Annotated in this window: 22 protein-coding genes; 2 read left to right on the top strand and 20 right to left on the bottom strand. The window is 50.1% G+C overall.

The annotated features are described in order from the left end of the window. Position 1 precedes the first annotated feature (1 nt). From folP to WMO65_RS04235, 9 genes are all read right to left on the bottom strand, one after another. Entirely contained in the window at positions 2-817 is an 816-nt protein-coding gene (folP, locus tag WMO65_RS04275) for a dihydropteroate synthase (protein WP_148392624.1), read from the bottom strand. Positions 818-874: 57 nt separating this feature from the next. Next, complete coding sequence (locus WMO65_RS04270) at positions 875-1,378, bottom strand: HD domain-containing protein (protein ID WP_330641443.1); 504 nt, start codon at positions 1,376-1,378, stop codon at positions 875-877. A gap of 98 nt (positions 1,379-1,476) precedes the next feature. After that, positions 1,477-2,031, bottom strand: a complete 555-nt coding sequence (folE, locus tag WMO65_RS04265; protein WP_033141071.1) for a GTP cyclohydrolase I FolE — start codon at positions 2,029-2,031, stop codon at positions 1,477-1,479. A 3-nt stretch (positions 2,032-2,034) separates the two neighbouring features. Then, complete coding sequence (locus WMO65_RS04260; RefSeq protein WP_148392625.1) at positions 2,035-3,327, bottom strand: bifunctional folylpolyglutamate synthase/dihydrofolate synthase; 1,293 nt, start codon at positions 3,325-3,327, stop codon at positions 2,035-2,037. Positions 3,328-3,519: 192 nt separating this feature from the next. Continuing rightward, the gene (locus tag WMO65_RS04255; protein ID WP_033141069.1) at positions 3,520-3,747 is read right to left on the bottom strand and encodes a hypothetical protein; all 228 of its coding nucleotides are present in this window, start codon (positions 3,745-3,747) and stop codon (positions 3,520-3,522) included. Between the two features lie 24 nt (positions 3,748-3,771). Then, positions 3,772-8,313 carry a PolC-type DNA polymerase III gene (locus tag WMO65_RS04250; RefSeq protein ID WP_148392626.1) on the bottom strand — a complete coding sequence of 1,514 codons (4,542 nt, stop codon included), beginning with the start codon at positions 8,311-8,313 and terminating at the stop codon, positions 3,772-3,774. A 25-nt stretch (positions 8,314-8,338) separates the two neighbouring features. Continuing rightward, positions 8,339-9,394, bottom strand: a complete 1,056-nt coding sequence (gene ispG, locus WMO65_RS04245) for a flavodoxin-dependent (E)-4-hydroxy-3-methylbut-2-enyl-diphosphate synthase (protein WP_033141067.1) — start codon at positions 9,392-9,394, stop codon at positions 8,339-8,341. Positions 9,395-9,458: 64 nt separating this feature from the next. Beyond that, entirely contained in the window at positions 9,459-10,601 is a 1,143-nt protein-coding gene (locus WMO65_RS04240; protein ID WP_033141066.1) for a toxic anion resistance protein, read from the bottom strand. A gap of 43 nt (positions 10,602-10,644) precedes the next feature. Then, positions 10,645-11,985 (bottom strand): 5-bromo-4-chloroindolyl phosphate hydrolysis family protein, encoded by a 1,341-nt coding sequence (locus WMO65_RS04235; RefSeq protein ID WP_103731265.1) that lies wholly within the window; start codon positions 11,983-11,985, stop codon positions 10,645-10,647. A 186-nt stretch (positions 11,986-12,171) separates the two neighbouring features. On the opposite strand from WMO65_RS04235, the gene WMO65_RS04230 reads away from it, so the two are divergent. Further along, positions 12,172-13,197: a branched-chain amino acid aminotransferase gene (locus WMO65_RS04230; RefSeq protein WP_033141064.1), complete on the top strand. Its 1,026-nt coding sequence runs from the start codon at positions 12,172-12,174 to the stop codon at positions 13,195-13,197. A 79-nt stretch (positions 13,198-13,276) separates the two neighbouring features. Here the strand turns inward: WMO65_RS04230 and WMO65_RS04225 are convergent, their stop codons facing one another. From WMO65_RS04225 to WMO65_RS04215, 3 genes are all read right to left on the bottom strand, one after another. Then, positions 13,277-13,771 (bottom strand): dihydrofolate reductase, encoded by a 495-nt coding sequence (locus WMO65_RS04225; protein WP_033141063.1) that lies wholly within the window; start codon positions 13,769-13,771, stop codon positions 13,277-13,279. Positions 13,772-13,813: 42 nt separating this feature from the next. Beyond that, entirely contained in the window at positions 13,814-14,665 is an 852-nt protein-coding gene (gene thyA, locus WMO65_RS04220; RefSeq protein WP_148392627.1) for a thymidylate synthase, read from the bottom strand. 144 nt (positions 14,666-14,809) lie between these two features. Next, positions 14,810-16,192, bottom strand: coding sequence for a sodium-dependent transporter (locus tag WMO65_RS04215; protein ID WP_148392628.1), 1,383 nt, complete (start codon positions 16,190-16,192; stop codon positions 14,810-14,812). Between the two features lie 497 nt (positions 16,193-16,689). On the opposite strand from WMO65_RS04215, the gene WMO65_RS04210 reads away from it, so the two are divergent. Beyond that, the gene (locus tag WMO65_RS04210) at positions 16,690-17,190 is read left to right on the top strand and encodes a VanZ family protein (protein WP_033141061.1); all 501 of its coding nucleotides are present in this window, start codon (positions 16,690-16,692) and stop codon (positions 17,188-17,190) included. Here WMO65_RS04210 and WMO65_RS04205 read toward each other — a convergent pair. From WMO65_RS04205 to WMO65_RS04170, 8 genes are all read right to left on the bottom strand, one after another. Then, a complete protein-coding gene (locus WMO65_RS04205) occupies positions 17,187-18,149 on the bottom strand; it encodes a biotin--[acetyl-CoA-carboxylase] ligase (RefSeq protein ID WP_033141060.1) in 963 nt (320 codons plus the stop codon). The two genes, WMO65_RS04210 and WMO65_RS04205, sit on opposite strands and share 4 nt — an antisense overlap. Before the next feature lie 92 nt (positions 18,150-18,241). After that, positions 18,242-19,198, bottom strand: coding sequence for an ABC transporter permease (locus WMO65_RS04200; protein WP_033141059.1), 957 nt, complete (start codon positions 19,196-19,198; stop codon positions 18,242-18,244). After that, positions 19,198-20,286, bottom strand: coding sequence for an ABC transporter permease (locus tag WMO65_RS04195; protein WP_033141058.1), 1,089 nt, complete (start codon positions 20,284-20,286; stop codon positions 19,198-19,200). Before WMO65_RS04195 ends, WMO65_RS04200 begins: the two co-directional genes overlap by 1 nt. Continuing rightward, positions 20,279-21,850 (bottom strand): ABC transporter ATP-binding protein, encoded by a 1,572-nt coding sequence (locus tag WMO65_RS04190; protein ID WP_148392630.1) that lies wholly within the window; start codon positions 21,848-21,850, stop codon positions 20,279-20,281. Before WMO65_RS04190 ends, WMO65_RS04195 begins: the two co-directional genes overlap by 8 nt. A gap of 128 nt (positions 21,851-21,978) precedes the next feature. Further along, on the bottom strand, positions 21,979-23,235 hold the full coding sequence (locus WMO65_RS04185; RefSeq protein WP_103732349.1) for a BMP family ABC transporter substrate-binding protein: 1,257 nt from the start codon (positions 23,233-23,235) through the stop codon (positions 21,979-21,981). 118 nt (positions 23,236-23,353) lie between these two features. After that, a complete protein-coding gene (locus WMO65_RS04180; RefSeq protein WP_033141055.1) occupies positions 23,354-24,268 on the bottom strand; it encodes an alpha/beta fold hydrolase in 915 nt (304 codons plus the stop codon). A 90-nt stretch (positions 24,269-24,358) separates the two neighbouring features. Continuing rightward, entirely contained in the window at positions 24,359-24,745 is a 387-nt protein-coding gene (locus WMO65_RS04175) for a 4Fe-4S binding protein (RefSeq protein WP_033141054.1), read from the bottom strand. 199 nt (positions 24,746-24,944) lie between these two features. Next, a complete protein-coding gene (locus WMO65_RS04170) occupies positions 24,945-25,328 on the bottom strand; it encodes a cupin domain-containing protein (protein ID WP_207727870.1) in 384 nt (127 codons plus the stop codon). Between the last annotated feature and the right edge of the window lie 5 nt (positions 25,329-25,333).

Genomic DNA, 25,333 nt, shown 5'->3' with positions numbered 1-25,333 from the left:
ATTATCCCTTTCTCTCGCAAAGAATGGCCTGTGTCATGCGGATGGCACGGAGGTTTTCTTTTACGTCGTGGACTCTCACAAATGCCACTCCCTTTTCTACACCCATGACTGTGGTTACAAGTGTTCCCTCCACTCTCTGGTCAGCGGGCAAATCCAGGGTATTGCCGATCACGGATTTCCTGGAAGTTGCAAGAAGAACAGGGTATCCGATCTCCTTCAGCATTTCCAGGTGGTTTATGGCAGTCAGGTTTTGTTCATAGGTCTTTCCGAAGCCCACACCCGGATCCAGGATAATTTTGTCGTCTGCAACGCCTGCTTCTTTTGCGATGGCGGCACATTCTCTTAAATCCTCACACATTTCCTGCATGAAATCTGTGTACTCTGCCTTGTCTCTGTTATGCATAAGACAGCAGGGTACCTGATAGCGGGCGGTGAGTTCTGCTGTTTTTTTGTCGTATTTGAAGCCCCAGATATCATTTACCATGTCAGCGCCTGCCTTCAGGGCGGCTTCCACTACCTGGCTTTTGTAGCTGTCTATGGATACGGGGATATCAAAGTTCTGTTTCAGCATTTCGATGACAGGCACTACCCGGTCGATTTCCTCCTGTACGGTGATCTGCTGATGTCCCGGGCGGGTGGATTCTCCTCCCACGTCAATGATGGCTGCCCCTTCGGCGATCATTTGGGCTGCATGCTGTTTTGCACGCTCCACGTCGTTCCATTTTCCGCCGTCTGAAAAGGAGTCCGGGGTTACATTTAAAATAGCCATTATGTAACAGTCATGTTCTGTGTCAAAAATTCTGTTTCCGATTTTCATTTCCTGTTGTCTCCTTTTTCCTGTATTTTTGTCTGCCGCTGCGGTCTGTATGCCGGTTCATACGGTCAGATACATATTTTTCTTCTCTGCACTCCAGCTGCACTGCGCCTGGGCAGGGCAGGAAAAGCAGCAGCGGGAACCTTTATCAGCCCGGTAAAGGATGCCTGCCAGGTTCCTTTTCCCTTTGGCCGACGTGTCGCGGTGGCCGCCGATGGCTTCCAGAATCTCCTCTGACTCCGCATCTGTAAAGCCGCAGTCCTTCAGTATGGGAGCGGCAAGTTTTACTCCGCCCTCATGGTGGGGAATGCCCTCTGTGTATTGCAGGCCCCTGCCGATGTCGTGCAGAAGAGCTGCCGCATAGATCATTTCTTTGGAAATTCCCAGATTCAACTCCAGGTTCTCAATATAAGCCAGTCTGGCGGTATCCAGCAGATGCTGTGCATTGTGGCCGCAGAAGATGCGTTCCTGCTCCAGCTTTTCTATATTATGTAAACTTTCCCGGTAAAGCGGATGGTTCCGGATCCGGTTTACCCTTGTCATATCCTGCCTGTTGTCTTCCACTTTTCTTGTCCTCTTTTATCAGCCGCCGCGGCAATTTTGTCAGGCAAATTCCTATACATGGTCAGTACGGGAAATGCGCAGGCCCGGCGGAACCCTTGTCAGCACTCCAGCATTCTGTAGAAAGAATTCTGCAGGCTCTCATTGTCGTCAAAGATACCTCTGGTCACTACAGATACGGTTCTGGTTCCCGGTTTTTTGATGCCGCGCATGGTCATGCACATATGCTCTGCCTGGACCAGCACCATCACACCCTTTGGCTTCAGTTCCTCCATAAAGGCATCCGCGATCTGGGCGGTCAGTCTCTCCTGAAGCTGGAACCGTTTTGCGAACACCTCCACAGTCCTGGCAATCTTGCTCAGACCCACCACTTCCCCGTTGGGAATGTAGGCGATAGCCGCGTTTCCGTAGAAAGGGAGCATGTGATGCTCGCAGAAGGAATAGAAATGAATATCCTTTTCCATCACCATATCATTATTATCCACATGAAAACGTTTCTTCAGATGTACTGCCGCATCGTCGGTATAACCGGCAGCCAGCTCCTCATACATACGGGCAATCCTGTCCGGTGTCTCCAAAAGCCCCTCTCTGTTTATATCCTCCCCGATTCCTTCCAGAATCAGGCGTACTCCCTCTTTTATCTTATCCTGGTTCATGTATTACTCTCCCTCCATGGCCTGTACTTCCCGGTCCAGCTCCCCTAAAAAGGACAGAGAGCCAAACGCTACGATCACGTCATCCTTCTGTGCATTTTCCATACTCTTCCTCACAGCTTCCCGTATGCTTCCCGCTGCCTCTACGCTGGGATTCACCTTTGCCACAGCGTCTCTTAACTGTTCTGCCGGAAGTGCTCTTTGGTTGTCCGGTGTCTGTATGGTGATGATGTGTTTTGCCAGAGGCGCTGTCATGCTGATCACGCTCTGATAATCCTTGTCCGCAAACACACCGAAAATAAAATGCAGGTCTTTGCCCTGAAAATATGTCTCAAGTGAATCCTTCAGCACCTTAGCCGCCGCCGGATTATGGGCACCGTCTATGACTACCACAGGATTTTTGTGGATAACAGAAAAACGCCCTCTCCAGAAAGCCTCCTTCATTCCTTTTCTCACCTGTTCCTCTGTCAGGGAATATCCCAGATTTCGCAGGGCCTCCACAGCCTCCAGTGCCAGTGCCGCGTTGATGACCTGGTAAGTGCCTGCCAGGGTGATCTCCACGTCCTTCCAGTCCTTGTAAGAAAAAGTCTGCCTGTCATACCCGTAATGCACATCCTGAAAAGCATCCGGGTCCACCACTGAAAGCCTGCACTCCTTCTCACGGCAGACGCGCCTGATCACCGCTGCCGCCTGAGGGTCCTGCTCCGCGCTTACCACCCATGTGCGGGGTTTGATGATACCTGCTTTATTCTCCGCGATCTCCTGAAGGGTACCGCCCAGAAACTCCATGTGGTCCATGCCTATGGAAGATATCATTTCCATCACTGTCGTCTTCACAACATTGGTGGCGTCTAATGTTCCTCCGAGTCCTGTCTCTAATACCACGATGTCGCATTTCTTCTCTTTAAAATACAAAAAGGACAGGGCGGTCTCCACTTCAAATACTGTGGGACTTCCCTTCTTCTCCGCCTCCATGGCATCCACTGCCTCTTTGACAACCGTCACCAGAGCAGCCAGGGATTCCCTGTCTATCATTTCCCCGTCCACCTGAATCCGTTCCCGGTAGGCATATAGGGTTGGAGATATGTACCGGCCTGTCCGCAAGCCCGCACCGGAAAGGATTGTGGACATATATGAGAGTGCTGACCCCTTTCCATTGGTACCGGAAATATGGATAAACTTCAAATCATCCTGGGGATTTCCAAGCCGCTCAAGCAGCTCTCTCATGTTATCCAGACCAAGTACACTTCCGTATTTGGACACTTCGTCCAAATATACTCTTGCTTCTTTGTAATTCATGTTTCTCCTATCCGAGGCGGCCCTCTTTTTTGTCCGTCTCTATATCGTTCCCATTATATTACTTTTCCCCTGTGTGTTCAAGAAATATATCTATTGTATGGAATATTATGCCAGATGCAAAAGTACCGCACTCACTGTTTGCCAAACAGTGCTGCGGTACTTCCAAACTCCTGAACCATATTCATACACACGCTAATATTTTTTCAGGTCGTCCTCATCTTCATGGTCAATCTCCTTCAGTCTGATAAAGAGCACTGCCACCAGGACGCCCACGCCCCCGATCCCCGCCAGCAAAAACAGCAATCCGGCTGAGGAAAATCCATCCAGGCCTGCCGTCTCCCGCAGCCCCGTACAGGCCCACAGAATGATCAGCAGGCTTACTACAATTGTTATGATCACAGGTGCTATCTTTTTCTTCATGGCATACCCCTCCCGGCTTTGCTTTTACTGAAAGTCAAACAGTGACATCTGGTTGGAATCCGGCAGATCCCCGAACAGACCCAGATCATCCATCAGATCGATCACTGTCTTGCTGACCTTGGTTCTGTTTCGGAAATCGTCTTTTGACAGGAACTCCCCTTCCTCCGCGGCCAGCACCACGGCGTCGGCTGCCCTGTCCCCCAGTCCCTCTATGGTATCCAGGGCGGGCATCAGCTTATCCTCCATGATCTGGAAGGTATGGGCATTGGCTTTATACAGGTCAATGGGTACAAACTCAAATCCTCTCGCGTACATCTCCTGCACGATTTTCATGTCTCTGTAAGTATCCTGCTCCTTCTTGCTCAGTGTATCCTTGCGCTTTTCATAGTCATCCATGAAATATTCCAGCTTCTCTTTTCCCTGGCACATCAGTTCATAGGAAAAAGCCGTTGCGCGGATACTGAAAAACGCCGCATAATATGCCAGCGGATAATAGATCTTACAGTAGGCGATTCTCCATCCCATCATTACATAAGCGGCCGCATGGGCCTTTGGGAACATGTACTTGATCTTCTTACAGGAATCAATATACCAGTCCGGCACATCATGTGCCTTCATATCGTCAATCCACTCCGGTTTCAGGCCCTTTCCCTTACGCACGCTCTCCATGATGGTGAACGCCTGCCCGTGCTCCAGGCCCTTGTTGATCAGGTAGATCATAATATCATCACGGGTACAGATACATGTAGTAATGGTTGCCGTCCCTGATTTGATCAGATCCTGCGCGTTTCCAAGCCACACGTCTGTACCATGGGACAGGCCGGAAATACGCACCAGGTCAGAAAAAGATGTGGGATTAGCGTCAATCAACATCTGCATGGCAAAATCCGTTCCGAACTCCGGTACCCCCAGGCAGCCTAACGGACAGCCCCTGATATCATCCGGTGTGACACCCAATGCATCCGTATTTTTGAAAAGAGACATAACCTCTTTGCTGTCCAGAGGGATCTCCCTGGCATTGATGCCGGTCAAATCCTCCAGCATACGGATCATTGTGGGATCATCGTGTCCCAGAATATCCAGCTTTAACAGGTTGGAGTCAATGGAATGGTAATCAAAGTGTGTGGTGATAATATCGCTGCTCATATCATTGGCCGGATGCTGCACCGGGGTAAATTCCTCGATATCCCAGCCGATGGGAAGAACGATGATACCTCCGGGATGCTGTCCCGTGGTTCTGCGGACGCCTGTGCAGCCCTGCACGATTCTGTTTATCTCGCAGTAACGCTTGCGGCTTCCCCGCTCTTCAAAGTAATTCTTCACGTATCCGAACGCCGTCTTCTCCGCAAGCGTACCGATCGTGCCTGCCTTGAAAGTCTGCCCGGCGCCGAATATAACCTCCACATACCGGTGTGCCTTTCCCTGGTAATCACCGGAAAAGTTAAGGTCAATATCAGGCTCCTTGTCCCCCTTGAATCCCAGGAAGGTTTCAAAGGGAATGTCAAATCCTTCTTTTGTCAACGGCTTTCCGCACACCGGACAGTTCTTATCCGGCATATCACAGCCTGCCCTGCCGGAGTACGCCCGCACTTCATCGGAGTCAAAATCACAGTAGTGGCAGGAGGGACAGTAATAATGGGGACTTAAAGGGTTTACCTCCGTGATACCCGACATAGTGGCCGCAAAGGAGGAACCTACCGAACCTCGTGACCCTACCAGGTAACCGTCACTGTTGCTCTTCCATACCAGTTTCTGGGCAATCATGTACATAACCGCATAACCGTTGGAGATAATGGAATTCAGCTCCCTCTCCAGGCGCTCCTCAACCACTTTCGGCAGCTTCTCTCCGTATATCTCATGGGCCTTGCTGTAGCAGATCTCCCTCAGCATTTCATCTGAATTTTCAATGACCGGGGGACATTTCCCCTTGTGGATGGGAGATATCTTCTCAACCATATCCGCGATCCTGTTGGGGTTGGTGATGACCACCTCCTCGGCCTTCTCGCTGCCCAGATAGGAAAATTCCTCCAGCATTTCCTCCGTTGTGTGGAGGAACAGGGGCGGCTGCAGATCCGCGTCGTCAAAGCCTTTTCCCGCCATGATGATCCTTCGGTAGACCTCGTCCGACGGGTCCAGAAAATGCACATCGCAGGTGGCAACCACCGGCTTATTGAACATTTCCCCCAGCTTCACGATCTTCCGGTTGACTTCCCGCAGATCGTCCTCTGTCTGAATATCCGTCCTGTCCTCATCCCGCAGCATGAAGGCATTGTTGCCAATCGGCTGAATTTCCAGATAGTCATAGAAGTTCACCAGTCTGGCGATCTCCGGCTCGGGCCTGCCGTTTAAAACAGCCTGGTACAGCTCTCCGGCCTCACAGGCGGAACCGATCATAAGACCCTCCTGATATTTCAGATACAGGCTCTTTGGTATTCTCGGCCTTCTGTGATAATAGATCAGATGGGAATCTGACACCAGATGATAGAGATTAACCCTGCCCGTATCGTTTTTAGCCAGAATAATGGCATGGTAAGTGGGCATCTTCTGCACTGCGTTTACAGAGACAGCGCCCTTCTCATTCAGCTCATCCAGGGTGCTGATCTCCCTCTCCTCACACATGGTAATGAACTTCTGGAAAATCTGAGCCGTACACTCCGCGTCATCCACAGCCCTGTGGTGATGCTCCAGGGAAACGCCCACCGCCTTTGCGACGGTATCCAGCTTAAAACGGTTTAGCTGGGGAAGCAGAAAGCGGGCCATTCCCACAGTGTCCACAGATGTGTAATCTGTCTCGATCCCCAGATCCCCGCAGTTTTTCTCGATAAAGCTCATATCAAATTCCGCGTTGTGGGCAACCATGACTGCCCCTCTGCAGAACTCCACAAACCGCGGCAGGATCACATCTATACTATCAGCGCCTGCCACCATACTGTCATTGATGCTGGTAAGCTTTTCAATCCTGAAGGGAATGGGTATCCTGGGGTTTACGAACTCGGAGAAACGCCCCACGATCTTACCGTCCTCCACCCGGACCGCTCCGATCTCGATGATCTTATCCCTGAGAGCGGAAAATCCTGTTGTCTCAATATCAAATACCACAAAGGTTCCGCGCATGGACTGCACTTTGCTGTTCTGCACGATTCCTTTCATGTCATCCACCAGATAAGCTTCCACACCGTAGATCACCTTAAAATCCGCATCCGGCGGTACAACACCGCCCCAGGAATCAAAGCAGTGGTTGGCCTCCGGGAAAGCCTGCACCACACCGTGGTCTGTAATAGCAATGGCCCGGTGTCCCCACTCATAGGCCCGTTTAATGATGTCCTTCGCATCAGACACACCGTCCATGTCACTCATCTTGGTATGGCAGTGAAGCTCCACCCTCTTCTCCGGGCTGGTGTCTGCCCTGGAACTGGTAAAGGGGGCAATCTTCTTGATTCCCACCACACTTCCGATGGTCAGCTCACTGTCATACCGGTCAATGGTGGTCACACCCTTCAGTTTCAGAAAGGCTTTCTCCTTCACGCCCTCCAGGATCTCACTCACCTGGTCATTTCTGGCGAACATCTTCACTGTGATGGAATCCGTAAAATCCGTGATGGCAAAAATGATGATGGTCTTCTCATTTCTGATCTCCCTGGTCTCCAGTGTCATGATCTGACCGCGGATGCAGACCTCTCCCATCTCCGTCTGGATGCTTTCCAGGGGAATGGTCTCATCTTCAAAATCTCTGCCGTAGATCACATCCGGATTGTCGGAGCGCTTGATGCTGCGCTTATAATCGCCGAAACCGCGGTCTCCTTTTCCGAAACTCTTTCTGCCCTTTCCGTCCTTCCCTTTGTCTTCCTTCCGGTCTTTCGGGGCTTTCTTCTCCTCCCCGGATGTTTTTCCTGCAGGAGCGTCTGCCTTTTTCTCTTCCTTTGAAGTCTCCCCGGCAGAAACGGCTTCCTCCTCCGGAACTTCTCCGCCCTCCTCCTGCTGCCCGAAAGAAGACTGCTCAATTACGTGAGCAGCCTCCTGCATAATACGGATCTCACTGTTTTTACGGACTTTACTCTCACTGGCCTCCACATATTCCGGCTCCACGATCAGGGAGAAGGGACAGCGCTCGCAGAATACCTTCTCGATATAGGAGACCAGCTCCTCCTCCCGGCTCTTTGCCAGCACGGAGGACTGCATCTTAAGCTCCATCTTCTGCTCCTCCGGGAAGGTTATCTGGGCTGTGCGGAACATGTTATACACCAGAATGCTGTAGTTTTTCAGTTCCATGGACATGGAAGTGCGGTATGCGTCAAAAAACAGTTTTGGAGTGTACTGCCCGGTCAGAGTGAACTTCTCAATGATCTTCACCGACATGGGCACACCGGGAAAGAACTGGTTTCGTATGGTCTCCTCCAGGGAATAGATGTATTTCTTATGGATCCACTGCCTGCTCCGGATATAGATTCTGATATGGTCTTTTTCCGGATTGACGGCAACTTTTGTCACCACCACCTCTTCCAGCAGGGCGGCAAGTTCCTGCCCCATTTCCAGATTGGGGAAGACATCCAGAAAATTCTTTTCCATCTTTAAGCTTCCTTTCCGTAAAACACTATTTCTCCCAGTTTTCCAGTTCCAGCCGAAGGACATCTAAAAGCTCCGCCTCCGGAACTTTTCTGATGATCTCGCCTTTTTTGATCAGCAGACCCACACCTTTGCCGCCTGCAATGCCGATATCCGCCTCTTTTGCCTCTCCCGGACCGTTGACCACACAGCCCATGACAGCTACCTTGATGTCCAGCGGGAACTTCTGCACCATGGTCTCCACCTGGTTTGCCAGTCCGATCAGATCGATCTGCGTCCTTCCGCAGGTCGGACAGGAAACCACCTCGATACCGCCTTTTCTCAGATTCAGTGTCTTTAAGATCCTCTTAGCGGACTTGATCTCCTCCACCGGGTCTCCGGTGAGGGATACACGGATGGTATCGCCAATCCCCTGGTATAAGATAATGCCCAGGCCAACAGCGGATTTGATATTGCCGGAATACAGGGTGCCTGCCTCTGTGATGCCCACATGAAGGGGATATGCTGTCTTCTCTGCCAGAAGTTCATGGGCTTTGACGCACATAAGGACATCTGAGGATTTTATGCTGATGACCAGGTTGTCATAGTCAAAGTCCTCTATGATCTTCACCTTGTCAAGCGCGCTCTCCACAAGTCCCTCCGCGGTCACGCCGTGATACTTTTCCACCAGCTCTTTTTCCAGGGAGCCGGAGTTGACGCCCACACGGATGGGGATATTCCTCTCCTTCGCTGTGTCCACCACTGCTTTTATCTTCTCAGGACCACCGATGTTTCCGGGATTGATACGAATTTTATCTGCCCCGTTCTCCATGGCTGCCACAGCCATTCTATAGTCAAAATGAATGTCCGCTACCAGAGGGATATGAATCTGTTTCTTGATTTCCCCCAGCGCCTCTGCCGCCTCTTTCGTGGGAACCGTACAGCGAATGATCTCACACCCTGCCGCCTCAAGAGCATGGATCTGTGCCACTGTGGCTTTCACATCCTCTGTTTTCGTGTTGGTCATGGACTGGATCAGGATCGGATTGCCCCCGCCTATTTTTTTATCACCTATCTGTACCACTTTTGTATGGTCACGATACATTTCACTGCCTCCTGTATAAAAAGCGTGTTCAGGCTTTTCTGACCTAAACACGCCCGTTCTGCATTTACCGGTTAATCTCTAAAAGCTTATTCTTCAGTTCGCCTTCCAGACGGTTCATCTCCACCTCAGCTTCCATACGCTTCTGATGGCCCTCTTTCTGGATGTTCATGATCTCATCAAAAGTGCTGATCAGAGACTCGTTTGTCTTCTTCAGCGTTTCAATATCCACAATGCCCCGCTCGGATTCCTTCGCGGCCTCGATGGTGGCCATCTTAAGTGTCTCCGCATTTTTCTGGAGAAGAGCGTTTGTCATATCGGTCACCTGTCTCTGTGCCCTTGCCGCCTCAGAGGAATGGGCAACGCCCAGTGCCAGAACCATCTGGCTCTTCCAAAGAGGAATGGTATTGACCAAAGTGGACTGGATCTTCTCTGCCATCAGGGTGTCATTGCCCTGTACCAGACGGATCTGGGGTGCTGTCTGGATGGAGATCATGCGGGTCAGTTCCAGGTCATGGATCTTCTTCTCAAATCTCTGGCACATGGAATCCAGGTCCTTGGCTGCCTGGGCATCCTCCGGAAGACCGCTTCTCTGGGCTTTCTCCATAAGCTGGGGAAGGTCTGTGCTGCGCACTTCCTGGAGTTTCTTCTTTCCGGCCAGAATGTACATGGAAAGCTCTTTAAAATAATTCAGGTTCAGCGCATACATCTTGTCCATGGTGGCAGCGTCCTTCATAAGCTGAATCTGGTGCTGCTCCAGGGTCTGTACGATCTTCGCGATATTTGTCTCCGCCTTGGCATATTTTGTCTTCATAGCTTCTATTTTATTGGAGCCGCGTTTGAACAGGCCGCGCAGTCCCTTTTCCTCCTCGGCTGCATCGAAGCTTTTGAGCTGTGTCACCACATCGCCCAGAAGATCTCCCACTTCACCCAGGTCCTTTGTCTTTACCTTTTCCAGAGCCTCCTCGGAAAAATCCGCCATCTTTTTCTGGGTTCCTGCCCCGTACTGCAGAATGGCTGCGGAATTGCGGATATCAATCTGTTTTGAAAAATCATCCACCATTTTCCGCTCCGCATCGGAGAGCACACTCTCGTCAAGCTGCGGTTCCACCGGCTCTTCCTTTTTTATTTCCACAACCGGCGCCGCCTCCTGGGGCGCGTCAAATGTCAATGTGGGTGTTACCGTAAAATCTTTGAATTCGTCACTCATCTCTTACTCCTTCTTCGGTTCATTTCCATTCACAGCCCGGATCTCACTTATCCTGCTGAAAATCCTTGCCGCCTGTGAGGCCTTCCTGTGCCAGCATGGTCTTCAGGACCGAAATATCTGTGGCTACATCCCACGCCGTATCCCTGAAAAAGCTGTCCAGAAGATTCTCAAATGCTTCATTAATAGTGTCCAGTGTATTTTCAATTTCTTTCTTTGCCATTATGATGTTGTCGCCTTCCACATCCTGTTTGTCCAGCTCTTCATAGGCCTGCAGAAGCTTCACTGTGGTGGGCAGGTAATAATCCATGAATTTGTGCAGGTCATCGATCAGTTCCGGATGCTGTTCCACGCGCTTGAAGATACGCTTGATCACATTTTCCAGATGATACATCTTGTTGGATATCTCCACGCCCGGGATGGCGTCATTGCTTTTTCTTATCTGCTCAATGTAGGCATTGCCCTCCTCTATGACCTGACGGGCCTCCTTGGACAAATTCTCATCGCTGTCTGTTTCTTTTTCCTGCCGGATCTCCTGCTCTTTTTCTTTCTGCTGGATCTCCGCCTGTCTCTTTGTCTCCAGATATTGTTTATAAGACTCATCACTGGTGATCAGGCAGGTGCCCGACTCATCCAGATGTCCCTCCAGAAACATATATTTCTTGATCATCCGCTTCAAATCCCTGCGGACAAATTTCTCCGGCTTTCTCACACCCTTTGCCAGCTCCGAAATCTCCGCATACGTCCTGCCGTTCAGGGTGTGTATGTAGGAACGGAAACGGTTTATTTTCTTTCTGAGCTTATTCCCGCAGATTCCCATAATTCCGCTGATGCCGATAGCCGGACCGAACACGGACAGAAAGATTCCCATCTTATCAGCCAGGGAACCGATGAACAGCGAACAGATTCCCAGCACCGTCAGCGTGACGCCGAACATGGCGAACAGCGCAAAGCCCAGGGTGGTAAAGAGTATGCCCATGGCTCTCGGCCCGCTGGTATTAATATAGAGGGCAAATTTTTCCCTTGCCTCTTTTACACGCTTTGTCTCGGGGTACCGGTATCTTGGTCTTGACTGAAACCCATCCGGGGAATAGGTCCTGTCATTCCACGAAGAGCTGCCTGTGTAAGTCCTGCGGGAGCCTGCCCCGCTGTTTGGTCTTCGGATCCTGTCCCGCCCGCCGCAGCACGAACCCTGGTTCATACTGTTTTTTGCCTGGTCCATGCCGCTTTTTGCCGCGTCTTTCACGCTGTTGGCCACATTGCCCAGCGCATCCTCCAGCGTGGCTCCCAGGTCTCGGTTCAACCGGTTAAAATTTCCTGTATCCAGGGCATCCTGTACGATATCTTTAATATCCCTGCCCAGATTATTCCAATCATTATTTGCCATCTTTTATCTCTCCAGTTTTGAATAAAACTATTAGCTATCAGACATACTTGTCCGTTTGATTACGATTATATATGAAATAAGAGAAAAAAGCAATGCGGCATCTCTTGCAATTCATACGTTAAAGTTTTATAATGATAAAAAATTATGATTACATACCGTATCTATCGGCAGAATGGAGGAACTACTATGGAAAAGAAGAACATTGACTGGTCTAATCTCGGATTTTCATACCTGAAAACCGACTACCGCTATGTTTCTAATTATAAGGACGGAGCCTGGGACGAGGGCGCAATGATCACAGATGACACAGTGACCATCAGCGAGTGCGCAGGTGTCCTGCAGTACGCACAGACGGTTTTTGAGGGACTGAAGGCCTACACAACGGAAGACGGACGCATCGTCACCTTCCGCCCTGACTTAAACGGTGAGCGCATGGAGAATTCTGCCCGCCGCCTGGAAATGCCTGTGTTCTCAAAAGAGCGCTTCATACAGGCAGTGAAGGAAACTGTAAAGGCAAATGCTGCCTATGTACCGCCCTACGGCTCAGGAGCCACATTGTATATCCGTCCCTATATGTTCGGAAGCAACCCGGTTATCGGCGTAAAACCAGCCGATGAATACCAGTTCCGTGTATTCACCACTCCTGTTGGCCCTTACTTCAAAGGCGGCGTAAAGCCTCTGACCATCCGCGTCAGCGATTTTGACCGTGCAGCACCAAACGGCACGGGCCATATCAAAGCAGGCCTGAATTACGCCATGAGCCTTCACGCCATCGTGGATGCCCACAACCAGGGCTTTGATGAAAATATGTATCTGGACCCGGGCACAAGAACCAAGGTGGAGGAGACAGGCGGCGCCAACTTCCTTTTTGTCACCAAAGACAACACCGTAGTAACACCAAAATCCAGCAGTATTCTGCCGTCCATCACCAGACGTTCCCTGATTTATGTTGCGGAACATTATCTGGGCCTGAAGGTTGAGGAGAGGGAGGTTCTCTTCGAGGAAGTAAAAGATTTTGCCGAGTGCGGTCTCTGCGGCACAGCTGCAGTTATCTCCCCGGTAGGAAAGATCGTTGACCACGGCAAAGAGATCATACTGCCGGCAGGCATGGAACAGATGGGCCCTGTAACCCAGAAACTGTATGACACACTCACAGGCATCCAGATGGGTAGACTGGAAGCTCCTGAGGGATGGATTCAGGTTATTGAATAATTATTGAATAAATCAGAGGCCTCCGGCGGGAATTTTTCCTCCGGAGGCCTGTTTTGTGTCCGCGGCAGAGCCGCAGGTATTATTTGCCGTTTTTCTTATATTTTACGAACTGGTATTCCAGGTCAAAATAGGTCTGCTCCTCGCTGGCCTCAGCTGCTGACCAGTCCTTTCTCTCATCCAGATTGGGGAACCAGGTATCTGCCTCATAGGCGAAGTCGATCTTCGTTACATAAGCGGTATCACAGTAGTCCAGCAGGGCGCTGTATACGCTGTCACCGCCGATGACATAAACCTCTTCGCTGTCATATTGTTTCAGTTCTTCCATAAGCGCATCCACACTGTGCACGATCACAGCGTCTTTTACCTTGTAATTTTCATCCCTTGTGAGCACAATGTTCGTGCGGTTTTTCAAGGGCTGTCCGCCCGGAAAGCTCTCCAGAGTCTTTCTTCCCATAACAACCACTTTGCCGGTGGTTGTGGTGCGGAAAAATTTCATGTCAGCCGGAATGCTCACAAGCAGACGGTTGTCTTTGCCGATTCCCCAGTTCTTATCTACAGCTACGATTATATTCATCTTGTCTCTCTCCTTTGTCATGCAGATTCTCGGACTGCCGCCTCAAACTGCTATGGGTATATTCCTGATCTGCGGCCCCGCCTGGTAATCCTTCACGATCAGATCCTTTGTGGTAAAGTCATAAAAATCCTTTATCTCCGGATTCAGGGTTACCTTTGGCGCCGCATAAGGTGTCCTGGAAATCAGTTCCCTGACAGCCGGCACGTGGCGGTCATAGATATGGGCATCCGCGATCACATGCACCAATTCCCCGGGGATCATGTCATTTACCTGGGCCACCATCATAAGAAGGATGGAATACTGGCACACATTCCAGTTGTTTGCCGCCAGAACATCCTGGGAGCGCTGGTTCAAAACACCGTTCAGTACCAGCCTGTCCTCTGCCGCGTCCTTTGTCACATTATAAGTCATGCTGTAACAGCAGGGGTCCAGCGCACCGCTGTGCAGATATTCAAACTGGTACAGATTGGTCATGATCCTGCGGCTGTACGGGTTTTCTTTTAGCTGCCGCAGTACATAATCCATCTGGTCTGTCTCCTCCCCCTTGTAGATGAACTTCCTCCCCACCACATCGCCGTAACAGGTTCCGATGGAGCCGTCCGCATCCGCCCAGGCATCCCAGATATGGGAATTCAGGTCGTGGATGTTGTTGGACTTTTTCTGGTATATCCAGAGGATCTCATCCATGCAGCTTTTAAGAGCTGTCTTCCGCAGTGTCAGCGCGGGAAACTCTTTTCTCAAATCATAGCGGTTCACAACTCCGAAACGTTTGATCGTGTACGCGCTCTCCCCGGTATCCTCCCATTTTGGGCGGACCTTTTCGCCTTTTGTGTCCGTGCCGTTCTCCAGAATATCGCGGCACATATCCATAAAAATATGATCTGCCAGACTCATGCCTTGTCCTCGCTTTTCTATAATAGGTTTCTAATCATCTTTTGTCCTATACAGAATATCATTAATTATTGAAATTGACAATAGAAGAAAAACCGCCCGGATGCGGCTCTGCTGCCATGCATCCGGACGGTTCCTGTCCCGTTTTTACTTAAACAGATTGCCAAACAGATCTTCAAACAGTTTTTTTATCCATTGGTTGGAGGTTATAAAGATAATAAAGATCACAACCGGCAGTACAAACTTCACCAGCACTGACCAGGCGGAAACCAGCTTAAAGCTGATCTTTCCATCATTCGTAACTTCCTTCTCTGCATTTTTCCTCTTCCATACCCATCCGATAAAGATACAGGCCAGAATCCCGCCAATCGGCAGAGATACATTGGACACCAGATAATCTCCCAGGTCAAAGAAGGTTCTTCCGGCGATCTTAATATCGCTCCAGATACCGAAGCTGAGCGCGCAGGGGATTCCCAGACAGGTGATGAGTGCCGCGGAAATGACGGATGCCTTTGCACGGCTTACCTTGAACGTGTTCACAGCAAAGGAGACCACTACCTCTAAAAACGCAATACTTGTGGAAACCGCGGCAAACAGCACCAGCACAAAGAACACCACTCCGAAAATCTTTCCGCCTGCCATCTCATCAAACACTGCAGGCAGCGTCTGGAACATAAGACTCGGTCCGCTCTCCGGTGAAAATCCAAATGCGAACACAGCAGGAAGAATGGCAAATCCCGCGATCATGGCCACCATGGTATCGAAAAACGCAATGCTTGCGGCACTCTTGGGAATATTCTGATTTTTCCCCAGATAGGCCCCGTATGTGATCGTGGCCCCTGTACCCAGTGACAGGGAGAAAAATACCTGTCCAAGTGCTGACAGGAAGGCTCCCGGCGTCAATTTTGAGAAATCCGGTTTCAGAAAGAATTTGATTCCCTCCCCGGCACCCGGAAGTGTACAGGAACGAATGACAATGACGATCAGGCAGACGATCAGAAGCGGCATCATGATCTTGCATGACTTCTCAATCCCCTTCTGGATTCCCATTACAACAATAGCCACTGTGATGACCATAAACACCAGATAATAGATGATCTGGCTGCCCGTATTGCTTGTAAACGATGTAAAAAAGGCTTCACTGCTCTTTGGCAGCCCTGTCACGGAGACAAAAATATACCGGATCACCCAGCCGCCCAGCACGGCGTAGTAAGAAAGGCCGATGAAGCTTGTGATCACCGCCAGAATACCCACACCGCCCCATTTGGAATTCAGGGCCTTATAGCTTCCGAAGGCGTCTTTTCCTCCGGCGCGGCCAATACTGATCTCGGCAATGATCAGCGGAATCCCCACCAGAAAGATGCAGATGAGGTACACAAGAACAAAGGCTCCGCCTCCGCTCTCCCCCACAAGCATGGGGAAACGCCATAAGTTTCCCATTCCCACAGCAGAACCCGCTGCTGCCATAATAAATCCGAAGCTGCCCGACCATTTGGGCGCTCCTCCTGTTTCCTGTGTCTGTTTACTCATAATCTCCTCCTTTTCCGGCAAAAAAAATCTCCCGTCCATAATTGACATACAATCAGGACGAGAGCATTATGCTTCGTGGTACCACCTTGATTCATCCGCGCCTCACGGCACAGACCTTTGCAAGTACGGGAAATCCAAACCACTCCATGGATATCCTTATACTCCGGCGCTGTAATGGGCGCTCCCATCGTAGCCTATACTTCTGTAGTCGGTACGCGGCTCCAAGACCATCTTCCATCCAGCCTGCTGCACTTCTTCCCACCGATCGAAGCTCTCTTTGCCAGTCTGCAGAATGTACTCTTCTTTTCTTTGCCTTTTTCTTTATATTTTAATAATAGTATAAAGCGGTTCTTTTTCCTTGTCAAACGGTTTTTGGGTAATCCAAGGGGGTTTTCTCTCCCGATCCGCCTGTCCCCGGCACTTTACACATTTCCTGAAACGTGATATAGTCACCAGGAAGCAACCTATAACCTGATAAGACGAAAGAGGAACCCAACATGAAGAAATTTTTCATATTGCTGCTGAAGCCCTTTTCTTTTCTGCCGGCACTTCTGGTGATGTATTTGATATTCTCCTTTTCCAGCCAGACGGGAACCGAATCGGGAAATCTCAGCTATAAAATAAGCCATAAGATCATAGTGACCGCAGATACTGTACTGGATAAAAATATGAGCGAAGAACAGATCGCCTATTACACGGACAAGATCCACACACCTGTCAGGAAGCTGGCGCACATGAGTGAATACTTTGTGCTGGCTGTCTGTGTCTCCTTCCCCCTGTACGTATACGGCCTGCGCGGGATTCTGCTGATCCTCTTTGCAGGATTCATCAGTGTGGGTTTTGCCTGTACGGATGAGTTCCACCAGTCCTTTGTGGCGGGCAGAGGCCCTTCCAAACGCGATGTGATGATAGACAGCATCGGCGCTTTTGCCGGCATCCTGCTGGTCCAGTTTGTCTGCTGGAATACCCTGCGCAGAAGCCGAAAGAAAAATCGTTAATGCAGATTCAGGGACACATCGCCGCAGGGGAGGATTTCCTCCTCTCCCTGCTCATTTTTAACAAGCAGCCTGCCGTCCGGCAGGATTTTTTCTGCCTCCACACTTCTGACCCGGGTCCCGTATGCCACCCGCACACGTCTGCCCGGCACGATATTCCTGGAAATATACGCTTCCGGGATTCCCTCCTTCTCCGCCTCTTCGAGGAGATAATTGATAATGCCTGCAGTCAGCAGGTTCCTGTCCACATACACATCATCCCCCAATATAGCTCCGGCAACCTCTGAAAGCTCCCCGGGAAAACCGCCGGCCGGCATACGGAGATTCAGTCCTATTCCCACCACCACCAGCTCAATATCTCCTGTCTCAAAGTCTGTCACAGCCTCCGTAAGGATTCCGCAGACCTTCCGCTCCCCCAGATACAGATCGTTGACCCACTTGATTCCCAGAGATACCCCGCAGACTTCCTCCACAGCGCGGCAGACAGCCACCGCAGCGGCGGCTGTCAGGGTCAGACTCTCCTGCGCTGTCCTTTTCGGCCGCATGAGTACGCTCAAATAAAGACCGCTGCCGGCCGGTGAGTAAAAGGTACGCCCCCGCCTGCCCTTTCCCTCAGTCTGAGCCTCCGCTGCCACAAAGGAGCCATGGGGCAGATTTTCCTCAATCCCCTTCTTTTTCAGATACTGGTTCGTGGAAGAGATTTCCTTTTCCACCTGCATAAACACATTCCGATGTTCCAGATGCATTTTCACTGCCTCCACGGACAGAATATCATTATCCGTCTCCAGGGCATACCCTCTGTTATTCACAGCCAGAATCCGGTATCCCTCCTGGCGCAGGTTTTTCATGGCTTTCCACACCGCTGTCCTGGAATATCCAAGCCTTGATGCCAGTTCCTCCCCTGAAAGGTATTCCCCTCTGTGACTCTCAAGCAGCTTCAAAAGCTCTGATTTTGTTGACATTTTCCCGCCTCCTATCCACTGATTTTGCACATTGGCGAAAAGCCAGACTCCCATCCGGGAATCTGGCTTTTCTTTCGTATCTTGTAACGATTCTATCTCTCCTCACGGAAATAGTTCACACCGCAGGACTGCGGCTGGGAATTCTCCTTTGAGGAACGGATGGAAGTGATGATCAGCACAAGTATTGTCATGAAGAACGGCACCATATCGAAAATGGAATCCGGTATCCTGATGACTGACTTCGGTACATAGTATTTCAACACGCTGAACGCACCGAAAACCAGTGCCGCGAAAATAGCCTTATTGGGATTCCAGGTGGCGAATATTACCAGAGCCACAGCGATCCATCCAAGACCGTTTACACAATTGCTGATCCATACACCGTTACAGATGATCATGGAACAGTACGCACCGCCAATCCCGCAGATGCCTCCGCCAAGCATCAGATTGATATATTTCAGCCTTGTGACGGGAAGGCCCGCGGCATCCGCAGCCGCCGGATTCTCCCCCACTGCCCGGATATTCAGTCCTGCCTTGGTCCTGTGCAGATAAATGCCGCACAGAATGGCAGCCACGATTCCGAGATACACAAAAATATTATAATTAAAGAACAGTTTTCCCAGTACCGGAATATCGGACAGCAGCGGAATCTCCACTTTGCCAAGGCTGTCTAAAATGCCGGACGGCAGTTTCAGAGAGGTGGCCCCTGACTTCTCCCGTACAAAATCACCGAAGAAGTTGCTCAGGCCGATACCGAAAATAGTGAGCGTCAATCCGGTAACATTCTGGTCTGCCATAAAGGTAACGGTGAGCACAGCATAGATGAGTGCGCCCAGCATACCTGCCGCAAATGCGGCGATCAGTGCCAGAAGCAGATTATCTGTCTTATATCCCATCATGAAGCCTGCGCATGCACCGATGGACATCATGCCCTCCACGCCCAGATTCAGATGTCCTGACTTTTCATTGATGATCTCACCTAAGATCCCGAACAAAAGCGGAGTACCGGCAAGAACTGCCGCCACAAAAAAGTTAGTAAAAAAATTCATTACGCCTTTCCTCCCTTCTTACGGGTCACAAAACGGTATCTGACGAAAAATTCACATCCCAGCACGAAAAACAGGATGATCCCCTGCAGCACATCTGCCGAGTAGGCGGACAGCCCATAGGAGGACTGCATAACCGTACTTCCCTTTTCCAGCACACTGAACAGCAGGGAAACCACCAGGATTCCCACCGGATTAAGCTGGGCCAGCCATGCCACGATGATAGCTGTAAATCCCACGCCGCCTGCCACTGAAGTGGTAAGGGTCAGGTCCGAACCGCTGGCCTGTACCATGCCTGCGATACCACAGATGGCACCTGAAAATGCCATGGTGCGCAGCACGATCTTCTTATAGTTCATGCCCGCATACTGGGCTGTGGCGCGGCTCTCGCCTACCACGCTGATCTCGTAGCCCTGTTTTGTGTATTTCAGATAGATATACACAATGACTACCAGAACAAGCCCGATCAGCCATCCCACATGCACGCCGAACAGCTTGTCAAGCTGCGCATTCTCCCCAAACCTGGCGATTTTAGGAAATCCCGAAGAGTTGGGGTCCTGCCACGGACCATCCCTTAAGAAGGAAATCAGATACAGCGCAATATAGTTCAGCATCAATGTGAAAAGTGTCTCATTGGTACCGAATTTTGCCTTAAAAAACGCGGGAATGATTCCCCACAGAGCGCCTCCCAGCATACCTGCCAAAAACATGCAGATCATGAGAAGCCAATGAGGGAAATCCCAGCAGAACAGGGCAAAAAATGTGGCAAACACAGCGCCCATGATGATCTGCCCCTCAGCTCCGATATTCCAGAAACGCATCTTAAATGCCAGGGTAAGTCCCAGCGCCGGTATGAGCAGCGGCACCATAAGTTTGATCGTCGCCTGGAATGCCATGCTGCTTCTGAATGCACCTGATACAATGGTAGCATACACAGAAAACGGATTATATCCGATACAGAGGATAAAGAGGCCGCCGGCAACAATGGCAAGCAGCACTGAGGCCAGACGCAGCAGCCGAACCTGTTTTGCGGGGCGCTCTTTTCTCTTCTCAACACGAATCAGAGGCTCTTTCTTTCTTGTCTCATCCATCAGCCTTCACCCCTTCCCTTTTTGATCCTGTCATCATCAGTCCCAGTTCTTCCTTTGTAGTAACGGCAGCATCCACGATTCCGGTCGCCTCTCCATGGCAGAGCACCATGATCCTGTCAGAGATTTCCAGAAGCACGTCCAAATCCTCACCGATAAACATAACGGCAACACCCTTTTTCTTCTGCTCATTCAGCAGGTCATAGATCGTGTAGGAAGAGTTAATATCCAGACCTCTGACCGGGTAAGCGGTGATCAGCACTGACGGCTCTGATTCGATTTCCCGCCCAAGCAGAACCTTCTGCACATTACCGCCCGAGAGCAGGCGCACAGGCGTCTCCACATTGGGGGTCATGATCTCCAGGCGTTCTACCAGCTCCTCAGCCAGTTTTTTGGCGGGCTTTCTGTCCACAAAGATGCCCTTTGCCTTGTCATAGGATTTCAGCAGCATGTTGTCCACCATACCCATGGACGCCACAAGCCCCATGCCCAGCCTGTCCTCAGGCACAAAGCCCAGGCTGATTCCCAGGTTGTTGATCTGCTTCGGCGTCTTGCCGATGATATTTTCTTTATTGTGCAGGACTGCACCTGTCTCCACAGGCACAAGACCCGCAATGGCCTCGCACAGCTCCTTCTGTCCGCTGCCGGCGATCCCTGCTACGCCCAGGATCTCTCCCGCCTTAATCTCAAAGGACAGATCCTTAAGGGCCATGGTCCCGTCCGCTTTCTTCACAGACAGATCCACCACTTTTAACCTGGTGTGCACATTCTCACATTTCGGCCGGTCTATCTCCAGGGTGACCGGACGGCCCACCATCAGCTCGGTGAGCTGCTTTTCATTGGTCTCGGCTGTGTTTACCGTGTCTATACTTTTTCCTTTTCTGAGGATCGTCACCCGGTCGCTGATCTCCATAACCTCGTTCAGCTTGTGGGTGATAATGATAATGGCGCTTCCCTGCTCTTTCATTCTGCGCAGAATGGCAAAAAGCTTCTGGGTCTCCTGGGGCGTGAGCACTGCTGTAGGCTCGTCTAAGATTAAAATATCCGCATTTCTGTACAGTACCTTCAGAATTTCCACGGTCTGCTTCTCACTGACGGACATATTGTATATCTTCTTCTCCGGGTCAACCTCAAGACCGAATTTTTTGGTCAGCTCCTGGATTTTCTCTTTCAGCTCCCTGGGCTTAATCCTTTTTCCCTCTGCACCGATCACCACATTATCCATGGCTGAAAATACATCCACCAGCTTAAAATGCTGATGGATCATGCCGATTCCCAGCTTCTTGGCATCCATGGGGGAATTGATCACCACTTCCCTGCCATTTACATGGATGCTGCCCTCATCGGGGTGGTAAATGCCTGAAATCATATTCATCAATGTGGTTTTTCCGGACCCGTTCTCACCAAGAAGCGCTAAGATCTCTCCCCTTCTCACATCCAGGTCAATATGGTCGTTCGCCACAACACTGCCAAATGTCTTTGTGATACCTCTCAGCTCAATGGCATTCTCTACCTTGTCTAAAGCCAACTGTGTCACCTCTCGTTTCTTTCTGTTTTGGTAACGCATACACCATCCGTTACAATTTTAGACACAAACATACAGGATAATTGTATCATAAGAAAAGAGGGAATACAAAATGATTTTTCACATTTTGTATTCCCTCTTTGTATTTTTCACTAAACAAGAAATATGGATCAATCTACGATTACATTCTTATAATACCAGTTGATTCCTCCGGTAATGGTCGCATCATCCAGTGTGCCGCCTTCTGTTCCCACAGCTTTGCCGTCGTTTGTCTCCAGAACTCCGTCAAATACATTGAAGCCTTCTTCCATGATCTTTCTTCTGGCTTCTTCCACTTTCTCTTTTGTTCCCGGTGCGCACAGCTCCTCATTGATAGGAGTGATATCTACCAGACCGTCATCCATTCCGCCGAAGTAGATCTCCGGTGTCCAGGTTCCGTCAATGACTTTCTGCACTGCCTGTGTATAATATACGCCCCAGTTCCAGATAACAGAGGTAAGTGTAGCATCCGGAGCATCCTTGCTCATATCAGAATTGTATCCTACGCCCCATACGCCTGCGGATTCTGCCTCAGTCTGCGGGTTGGGTGTGTCACAGTGCTGTCCGATCACGTCACAGCCCTCTGCGATCAGAGCTTTTGCCGCGTTGGTCTCCTCTGTGGGTGAGAACCAGCTGTTCGTTACTTTTACGTGGATCTCCGCATCCGGGTTCACCTCTGCAACACCGATGGCAAATGCGTCGATACCGCCGGTAACCTCTGAGTTCTCAGAACCCATGGCTGCCACATAGCCGATCTTGTTGCTCTCTGTCTTCATACCTGCAACGATACCGGATAAATATCTTGCCTGGTAAATTCTTCCGAAGTAGTTGTTAAAGTTTGTATCATTGGACTTATATCCTGTGCCGTGAGAGAAGATCACATCCGGGAATTCCTGCGCAAGCTGCTCACAGGTGTCCATGTAGTTAAAGCTGGTGGCGAAAATGATCTGGCATCCGTCCTCGATACATTCCCTGATCGCCTGTTCTGTCATGGTTGGGTCTGTATCCGGGATATTGTTCTTACGGATGATCTGGCTGTCTTCCAGTCCCAGTTCCTTCTGCATCTCAACGATGCCCTGGTCATGTGTGTAAGTGTATCCGGAACCCTCTGCCGGATCGGAAATATGGATAACGCCCACCTTCAGGTCTTCTTTTGCAACCGGAGCGAATTTACCGCTGGCTTCCGTCTTGCTGTCGTCAGCAGCATCTTCTTTTTTGTCCGTATCATCCGCTTTTTCGGCGTCGTCCGCATTGGTATCTTCTTTGCTCGTATCTTCTGTCTTGGTTTCTTCCTTCTTGTCCTCAGCTCCCTGCTGCTGTCCGCAGCCTGCCAGCATGGCACCGACCATTGTCAGAGATAACACGATACCTAAAATTTTCTTCTTCATGCTCGTCCTCCTTTTATAACACCTGTACTTTCTTTTTATTTATGAGTACAAATTAACTATAACATTATATTTTTTGTTTTTCAACCGGCATATTGGAGATAATTTCAAAATAATCGCCTTATTTTTCCAGATATTGATAAATATTCCGATATACTGTCAGTTTATCTTTTTCATTTAAAATCTCATGGCGCATGCCCGGATAGAGCTTTCCCGTCACGTGGCGGTAGCCCACCTGCCTCATGTACTGAAGCTCTTTCACAAACTTTCTGCCGTTTCCGATACAGGGGTCCTCTTCGCCCCCCAGAAACAGAATGGGCAGCTGGGGATTCTGCAGCCTCCAGCCCTCTTTCCTGTAGGTTTCCTTCAGGAGCATCAAAAGCCCCTCAAACCCATCCGCCGTAAAAGTGAAACCGCACAGTGGTGATTCCTCATACGCCTTCACCACTTCCTCATCGGAACAGATCCAGGCAAACCGGCTCTTCTCCCCTGCAAAACGGCTGGCAAAGGTACCAAAGGACATGGTCTCTAAAAGTTTGCTGCGATAGCGGCCTCCTCTGTGCCTTTTCTGTGTTCTGGCTATGAGCAGGCCCAGATCCACTGCCGGATTCTCACATGGCGGCCCGGTAAGGATCAGTTTTTCCAGCTCATTGTCAAAATATTTCAGGTAATTCCTGGCTACCAGTGTGCCCATGCTGTGCCCCAGAAGATACACCGGAAGATCCGGAAATATCTCTTTGATCCATATGGTGATCTGATGAAGATCCTCCACCATGGCTTTATTTTTACCGCCGTAGAGATATCCCAGCTCCTCCCGGTTATGTACACTGCCGCCATGCCCGCGATGGTCATGGATCACACAGATGTATCCCCGTTCGGCCAGGTATTCCATAAATGGCAGATACCGCTCCTTGTTCTCGCTCATGCCGTGGGATATCTGTACCACACCTTTTGTCCCTTCATTTGGCACGACCCATAAGACGGACAGCCCCAGGCCGTCGTATTCTGATTTCAGTACCGCTGTACCGTGTACCATGCAAAAACCCCCTTTTCTTCCAATATCTCCCGGTATCCAAAAACACAAAAGGCCGCCGCATGATTCACGCGGCAGCCCCGTTACATATGCTTAGCTCTCTACAACTTCCAGTACGTCCATCGGACATGCTTTCGCACAGATACCGCAAGCGATACATTTGCTGCTTGTCGGTGAATCCTCTGCCTTCACCATTACATGGAAAGGACATGCCTCAACACATTTGCCGCATCCGGTACATTTTTTCTTGTTGATCATGTAAACGCCCTTTGCATTCTGTGTGATCGCACCTTCTGGACAGGCCTCTGCGCACTTTCCGCACTGTACGCAGACCATCGGTTTTGCATCGCCCTTTTTGTCAATGATCTGGATACAGGATTTGTCCGGGTCAAACTCCTTGTAAAAGCTTGTTGAACAGGCTCTTACACATTCCAGACATGCCATACACTTTGCGCCTTTTGTCACTTTCAGTTTTTTCATCTTGAATTCCTCCGCTTTTTTCCTGAAATTTTCGTATGCCCAAGAAGCATACACAAGCATATGCTTATGTGACAATTTTAACATTATATATTATGTTTCACAAGTGCATTTTACAAAAAAGGACATTCCCGCCCATGCGAAAACGTCCTTTTTGTCAGATTTCGTCAGAGGCTTTTCTCCTCCGCAAAATCTGTCCTGTCTATTTTGCTGCTTCGTTGTAAATGAGAGCCATCATTTCAAAATCTTCGTCTGTATTATTCTCCATGCTATGGCTCTGTCCCGGCTCAATGACACATACATCTCCGGGATGCACTTCTGTACGGCTGCCGTCATTGTCCACGAAAACTCCTGTTCCCTTCAGCACAAAATATGGCTCTGTGTTGCCCACATGCTGATGCATACCGATGGAGCTGTGCGGCTTTAACACTACTTTGGCATATAACTTGCCGTGTCCGTAAAGCTCTTCCTCCTTCAGGATATGATGGAATTCCACGGTGCCTTCTCCGCCCCGCACATTCTGCTGTTCCACTACATTTGTCTTTCTGACCACGATGTTGATCCCCTTTCTTCTGTCGTATGGCATCCATC

It is taken from the genome of Blautia caccae, from assembly GCF_040095955.1.
Taxonomy (GTDB): domain Bacteria; phylum Bacillota; class Clostridia; order Lachnospirales; family Lachnospiraceae; genus Blautia; species Blautia celeris.
Note: the sequence above shows the minus strand (reverse complement) of the source record. Positions and strands in the feature narration are given on the sequence as shown.